Genomic DNA, 6,395 nt, shown 5'->3' with positions numbered 1-6,395 from the left:
AAGGCGACCTCGACACCGCCAACCAGCACTACACCGCCGACCTGCACATCGCCGAGAAACTCGCCGCCGCCGACCCCACCAACGCCCAAGCCCAACGCGACCTCGAAATCTCACTGATGAGAATGGCCGCGACCAAGAACGCGTTAGGTCAACAAGAAGAAGCTGCGCGCTATCGGGAGAGATTGGCCCAGAAGGACGAGCCAGAAGCCTGAGAACATCAGCAAGATATCCAGGTCATCAACTGGCTCGTCTCCATGGAACGAGCCGTGTCAGGCCGCCGTCTTCTCTGTTCCCCGTTTCCGGTACGCCGCCGGGGACACCCCGTACTCCTCCAGGAACACCCGTGAGAAGTGCGAGCACGACCGGAACCCCCATCGCTGCGCGATGGTCCCCACGGGCACCCCCGTCATCCCCGGTGAAGCCAGTTCGTCGCGGCATTTCTCCAGCCGCCGCGACCTGATGTACCGCGCCGCCGACAATCCCCGTGCTTCGAACATGCGATAAAGCCCGCGAATCGACAGGTAGTGCGCCGCGGCGATGGTGGGCGGGCAGAGGTCCGGGTCCCCGAGGCGGTGGTCGATGTAGTCCACGATGCGTGCCATCAGGTGATCATCCAAGGTCATCCGTGACATACGGCCAACGTAGGGCGCGGCTGTATAGCCGCCGTATATTGCCTCGTCCGCGGCGGCTTGACCGCACCCATGATCGCAGCTGGTCAAACTCTTGTCCGTGCCGATCTGTGCCGGTTTGCGGCCACGGGGATAAGCACGTCATGTGCCGCCTCTTCGGGTTGTCCGCCGCCCCGCACCGCACCAAGGCCACGTTCTGGCTCCTGGAGGCCCCCGACTCCCTGACCGCCCAGAGCCACCGCGACCCCGACGGCGCCGGGCTCGGCTTCTACGACCACGGCGAGGCCCACACCCACAAGGCCCCGATCGCCGCCTACGCGGACCGCCGCTTCGCCCACGAGGCGAAGGAGGAGTGCTCGGCGACCTTCATCGCGCACGTCCGCTACGCCTCGACCGGCGGCCTGGAGCGCAAGAACACCCACCCGTTCAAGCAGGACAACCGGCTGTTCGCGCACAACGGCGTCGTCGAGGGCCTCGACCGGCTGGAGGCCGAGCTGGGGCCCGACCGGAACCTGGTCAAGGGCGACACCGACTCCGAACGCGTCTTCGCGCTCATCACCCGGGAGATCCGCGCCAACGGCGGCGACGTGAGCGCGGCCATCGTGTCGGCGAGCCGCTGGATCGCCGACGAACTCCCGCTCTACGCGCTCAACATCGTTCTCATTTCGGCCTCGCAGATGTGGGCGCTGCGTTATCCGGAAACCCATGAGTTGTACGTCCTGGAACGCCGCCCCGGCCTTCTCTGCCATGAGGGGACCGGCGGCAGAATCAGGGTGGAAAGCGCCGACCTGGCCGACCGGAATTGTGTCGTGGTCGCCAGTGAACCGATGGACGACGATTCCGGCTGGCGGCTCATGGAACCCGGCGAACTCCTGCATTCCGACGGCAGGTCGGCCGTCCACAGAAACGTGGTGCTGCCCGATCCGCCGCGCCATCAGATGACGTTGCGGGATCTGCGTCCGGAAGCGGCGGCCTCACAACACGGCGCGTGATTCTCCATTAACCTGCCGCTGACGCCGACAATCGGAGACACCCGTGAGCAAATACGAGATCAACATCACGGGTGACGAGAACAGGGTCAGCGTCAGGACCGCGCCGCACCAGCCGTGGCTTTGGATCGTTCTCGCGCTTCTACTGATCATGGGCGCCACGACGATTTACCTACTGCTCCCAGACGAGGAGAGGCAGGAGACCGCGCCTCTCGGGTCCGGCACCTACACGGTGATCCTCGAAGGCAGCGTCGCCAACGGCTCCCCGTTCACCCGCCAGGGCGAGTTACGCGTCCGGCAGCCGGCCGACTGGTGCCTCCGGGTCGGCAACCCGGCCGGGGCCCCGGCTCCGGGGGCGATCTGGTTCGCGTCCAACGCGAGCTGTTTCGAGGGCAGCGCCGACGACGTCTACGCCGAGCGCACGACCGACGGCGAGCAGACCGTGCTGACCCCGGTCAACCACGCCCGGAGCATGAACCTCTTCAACGCCGTCTCGGGCGTCACGGCCGCCGCGTACACCCCCGACCGGGGCGAGGTGCGTTTCCAGGCCGACGGCGCCACGGTGACGGGCACCGTCAACCTCCAGGGGATCGACACGACGGGCGGCACGGCCGAGCGCGGGGTCTTCACCGCCACGTTCGAGGCCGCCCAGATCTCCGACGACCCCGAGGCGCTGATCTCCTCCCCCGAAGACCCGGTGGAGGCCACGCCGGGGGTCGCCGAAGACCACGACGCCACCGGCGCCCGCTACTCGGTGAAGACCGTGGTCTCCCTCGAACAGATCGAGGGTGACCCCGACAATCTCGACCGCGCCCGCGCGCGCATCGCGGGTGCGATCTTCGTGGTCGACGCCCGCGACGGCGGCGACTTCGTCTACGCGCCGGCCGACTCCCGCGACGACCTGTTCCCGGTCGAGGGCACGGTCGGCGGCGCGGAGCCCGTCTTCGTGGTGTCGGGCGAGCGCGCGGCCGATCAGGCGAAGGTCACCGTCGGCGGCTCGCTCGACCGCAGCGGCGCCGAGCCGGTGATCGAGCTGACCGTCACGACGACCGCCTTCTCCGACACGACCTCCTACGAGTTCCGCGCCGTCCTCCAGCCCGTCAGCTCGTGAGGATCACCAGCTGCTGGGTGGCGCGAGTCATGGCGACGTACCGGTCGACGGCCCCTTCGACGCCCTCGCCGAACCTGTCGGGGTCGACCAGCACGACCAGATCGAACTCCAGGCCCTTCGACAACTCGGGGGTGAGCGACCTGACCCGGGCGGTCGGGCGGAACGCCGGGTCGCCGATCACGCAGGCGACGCCGTCGCCGGTCCAGGCGTCGAGGATCGACGACAGCTCCGACACCGAGCCGTGGCGCACCGGCACGCCGCCGGTCCTGATCGAGGTGGGCACGTTGGCGTCGGGCAGCGCGGCGCGGATGACCGGCTCGGCCTCGGCCATGATCTCTTCTGGGGTGCGGTAGTTGACCGTGAGCTGGGCGAGGGTGACCCGGTCGAGGCCGATCCGGCGCAGCCGCTCCTCCCAGGTCTCGGTGAAGCCGTGGCGGGCCTGGGCGCGGTCGCCGACGATCGTGAAGCTGCGCGACGGGCAGCGCAGCAGCAGCATCTGCCACTCGGCGTCGGTCAGCTCCTGCGCCTCGTCGACGACGACGTGGGCGAACGGACCGGCCAGCACGTCGGGTTCGACGCCCGGCGCGACCGTCTCGTCGACCAGGGCGTCGCGCATGTCCTGGTTGTGGAACATGGTGATCAGGCCCTCGCCGTCGTCGTCGGTGTCGAGCAGCCGGTCGATGACGTGGTCGGTGCGCTCCCGTTCGAGGGCGATGGCGGCCTGCTGGCGGCGTTTGGTCGCGGCCGCCTCGGGGTCGCCGAGCCGCTGCCGGGCGGCGTCGAGGAGCGGCAGGTCGGAGACCGTCCACGCCTGGGCCTCGGGGCGTTGCAGGAGGCGGATCTGCTCGATCGTCAACCAGGGGGCGCACAGGCGCAGGTAGGCCGGGACGGTCCACAGGTCGCCGACCAGGTCGGCCGCCTCGATCAGCGGCCAGGCGCGGTTGAACGTCCTGACCAGCTCGCGATCCTGGAGCAGCGAGCGCCTGACCATGTCGCGGGAGGCGTCGCCCTCGTACTTGTCGGTCAGGATCGTGAGGAGTTCCTGCCAGATGACGTCGCGCGCCTCGTTGTGGGGGGTGTCGGGGTCGGGGGCGTCGAACGCCTCGGCCCAGTCGTCGGGGCTGAGCCAGATCTTCGCGTCGGTGACCTCCATGCCCTTGTCTGGACGGTTCTCGTAGAACTTCACGGCGGGCTCGATGGCCGTGACCATCTCGGCCGCGGCCTTGAGCCGGGCGATCTCCGGGTCGGTCTCGGGCCGCGCGGCGGCGCCCTCCTTGACGAGGTCGCGCAGGGTGCAGGTCCGCACCCCCTCCTCTCCCAGGCTCGGCAGCACGTCGGCCACATAGGCCAGGTAGTGCTGGTGGGGCCCCACGAAGAGCACGCCGCCCCGGTGGTGGCCGAGCCTCGGGTCGGAGTAGAGCAGGTAGGCCGACCGGTGCAGGGCGACCACCGTCTTGCCGGTGCCGGGGCCGCCGTCGACGACGAGCGCGCCCCGCGACGAGGCGCGGATGATGGCGTCCTGGTCGGCCTGGATGGTGCCCAGCACGTCGCGCATGCGGCCCGAGCGGTTGCCGCCCAGGCTGGCGATGAAGGCCGACTGGTCGTCGAGGGCGGCGGCGTGGCCGTCGAAGCCGTCCTGGGTGAAGACCTCGTCCCAGTAGTCGTTGATGCGCCCGGCCGCCCACCGGTAACGGCGGCGGCTCGTCAGGCCCATGGGGTTGGCGTGGGTGGCCCCGAAGAAGGGTTCGGCGGCGGGCGAGCGCCAGTCGAGCAGCAGCCGCCGCCCCGAACTGTCGGTCAGGCCCAGACGGCCGATGTAGACGGGCTCCTGGTCGTCGGCGCCGACCATGTGACCGAGGCACAGGTCGAGGCCGAACCGGCGCAGCGCCCGCAGGCGGGCGGTCAGCCGGTGCACCTCCTGGTCGCGGTCGAACGCCGCGCGCCCGGCCCCGCCCGTGGCCCTGCGCTCGGCGTCGAGGCGTTCCGACAGGTCGGCGATCGACCGGTGGAGGCTCTCCGCGATGGCGGCGAAGTGCTTCTCGTCCCGGGCGATCAGGGCCGGGTCGGCCTTGGGCGCCAGATGGTCGGGCAGGTCGAACGCACTGGTGGTCAGTGGATTCACGGTCTGCGTCCCCCGGATTTCGCAGATTGCGGGCTTGGCCGGTCGATTCTGCGCCATGACCGGGGGCTTGTGGCAAGCCCGGGGGTGCGCTATAGGTTGAAAATGGAGGGGCTCACGACGTGGTCGTGGGCAGCCTCAGCACGAACCGTGCCCCCCGCTCGCTGTCCTGAATCGTCAGGCTTCCGCCGTGCGCCTCGGCGATCTCCCGCGCGATGGCCAGGCCCAGCCCCGTTCCGCCCGCGTCGCGGGCCCGTGAGGCGTCGAGCCGGGTGAAGCGGTCGAAGACGATCTCCCGGTGCTCGGGCGCGACCCCGGCCCCGTCGTCGATCACCTCCAGGGTGGCGCACGTCCCGTCGGCCCGCACCCGTACGGTGATCCGCGAGGTCGCGTGGCGTTCGGCGTTGTCGAGCAGGTTGCCCAGCACGCGGGTGATGCGCAGGCGGTCACACTGCACCCGCACGTTCTTGGCCAGGTCGGCGACCACCTCCTTCCGGTACGCCCGCCGTTTCAGCTCCCCGCCGACCAGGTCGCCCAGGTCGGCGGGCACGCGGTCGAGCGGGGCGCGGGCGTCGAGCCGGGCCAGGGTGAGCAGGTCGGTCACGATCGCCTGGAGCCGTTCGACCCCGGCGAGCACCTCGGTGCTCATCGTGGGCCAGTCGGTGCTCTCGGGGTGCATCAGCGCCTCCTCCAGCTGGGCCCGCATGGCCGTGATGGGGCTGCGCAGGTCGTGGGAGGCGTCCTGGGTGAACCGGCGGAGCTGGGAATAGGCGACCTCCAGCCGGTCGAGGGTGGCGTTCACCGTCTCGGCGAGGAGCTGGATCTCCTCGTACTTGTTCGACACCGGGACCCGGCGGTCGAGGCCGGTGGCGGTGATCTCGGCCATCCGCGACCTGATGGCGTTCACGGGGGCCAGCGCCTTGGTGAGGTCGCGGAAGGTCCAGGCGGTCAGCACCGAGATGACCAGCAGCGACACCCCGACGGCCGTGATGATGGAGGTCACGCTGCCGTACCAGGCGACCACCGGCAGCGCCATGTAGAGCAGCCAGAATCCGCCCGGCTGGTAGACCTTGTACGACAACACGGTCGCGCAGCCCGACAGCCCGGCCGGCGGGCACAACGTCCTGACCGCGCGCACGCTCGCCCGGTCGGCGTGGAAGTTGGCCATCGGGCCCTTGCCGGCCAGTTGCGGGGTGGCCGCCACGACGTGGCCGTGGGCGTCCACGACCTGCACGGCGTTGACGGAGTTGTCCTCCAGCGTCTTCGGCAGCGGGCCCTCCCGGATGAGCGGGACCACGTGGCCCCACGTCATGGTGGCCCGCGCCTGGACACTGTCCATCTCCTTGTAGCCTGCGAAGAGCAGGAAGAGCACGCTGACCCCGACGCACACCAGGGTCGTCACCAGGGCGGTCGCCACGGTCCTCCGGACTCGGAACGCTCGCGTCATCGAAGGGCCTCTCTGCCGCGCGGTAAGGGGACGCGAAAGGCCGGTCGAGCCTCGGTTGGAGGTCGGCCGGTGTCGTGTCAGGTGATCGCGCGGGCTCGCC

Annotated in this window: 6 protein-coding genes; 3 read left to right on the top strand and 3 right to left on the bottom strand. The window is 70.0% G+C overall.

The window, feature by feature from the left end:
* Positions 1-212: hypothetical protein (locus AW274_RS41275; protein ID WP_198169187.1), on the top strand; the 212-nt coding region annotated here is incomplete at its 5' end.
* Between the two features lie 57 nt (positions 213-269).
* Here AW274_RS41275 and AW274_RS15400 read toward each other — a convergent pair.
* Entirely contained in the window at positions 270-602 is a 333-nt protein-coding gene (locus tag AW274_RS15400) for a helix-turn-helix domain-containing protein (protein ID WP_062431716.1), read from the bottom strand.
* A gap of 170 nt (positions 603-772) precedes the next feature.
* Between AW274_RS15400 and AW274_RS15395 the strand changes: the two genes are divergently transcribed.
* A complete protein-coding gene (locus AW274_RS15395; RefSeq protein ID WP_062431714.1) occupies positions 773-1,621 on the top strand; it encodes a class II glutamine amidotransferase in 849 nt (282 codons plus the stop codon).
* A 43-nt stretch (positions 1,622-1,664) separates the two neighbouring features.
* Positions 1,665-2,729: a hypothetical protein gene (locus AW274_RS15390; protein ID WP_062431712.1), complete on the top strand. Its 1,065-nt coding sequence runs from the start codon at positions 1,665-1,667 to the stop codon at positions 2,727-2,729.
* Here the strand turns inward: AW274_RS15390 and helR are convergent.
* Positions 2,719-4,851: an RNA polymerase recycling motor ATPase HelR gene (gene helR, locus AW274_RS15385; protein ID WP_062431711.1), complete on the bottom strand. Its 2,133-nt coding sequence runs from the start codon at positions 4,849-4,851 to the stop codon at positions 2,719-2,721. The genes AW274_RS15390 and helR overlap by 11 nt on opposite strands.
* A 112-nt stretch (positions 4,852-4,963) precedes the next feature.
* The gene (locus AW274_RS15380) at positions 4,964-6,295 is read right to left on the bottom strand and encodes a sensor histidine kinase (protein ID WP_062431709.1); all 1,332 of its coding nucleotides are present in this window, start codon (positions 6,293-6,295) and stop codon (positions 4,964-4,966) included.
* Between the last annotated feature and the right edge of the window lie 100 nt (positions 6,296-6,395).

It is taken from the genome of Herbidospora daliensis, from assembly GCF_001570585.1.
In the GTDB taxonomy this organism is placed as follows: Bacteria; Actinomycetota; Actinomycetes; order Streptosporangiales; family Streptosporangiaceae; genus Herbidospora; species Herbidospora daliensis.
The sequence above is the reverse complement of the archived record's forward strand: the minus strand, read 5'-3'. Positions and strand labels throughout refer to the sequence as shown.

Excerpts from the sequence above, each read along its gene's own strand:
- AW274_RS15395 (WP_062431714.1), top strand. The coding sequence starts at position 773 with ATGTGCCGCCTCTTCGGGTTGTCCGCCGCCCCGCACCGCACCAAGGCC.
- AW274_RS15400 (WP_062431716.1), bottom strand. The coding sequence starts at position 602 with ATGGCACGCATCGTGGACTACATCGACCACCGCCTCGGGGACCCGGAC.
- AW274_RS15380 (WP_062431709.1), bottom strand. The coding sequence starts at position 6,295 with ATGACGCGAGCGTTCCGAGTCCGGAGGACCGTGGCGACCGCCCTGGTG.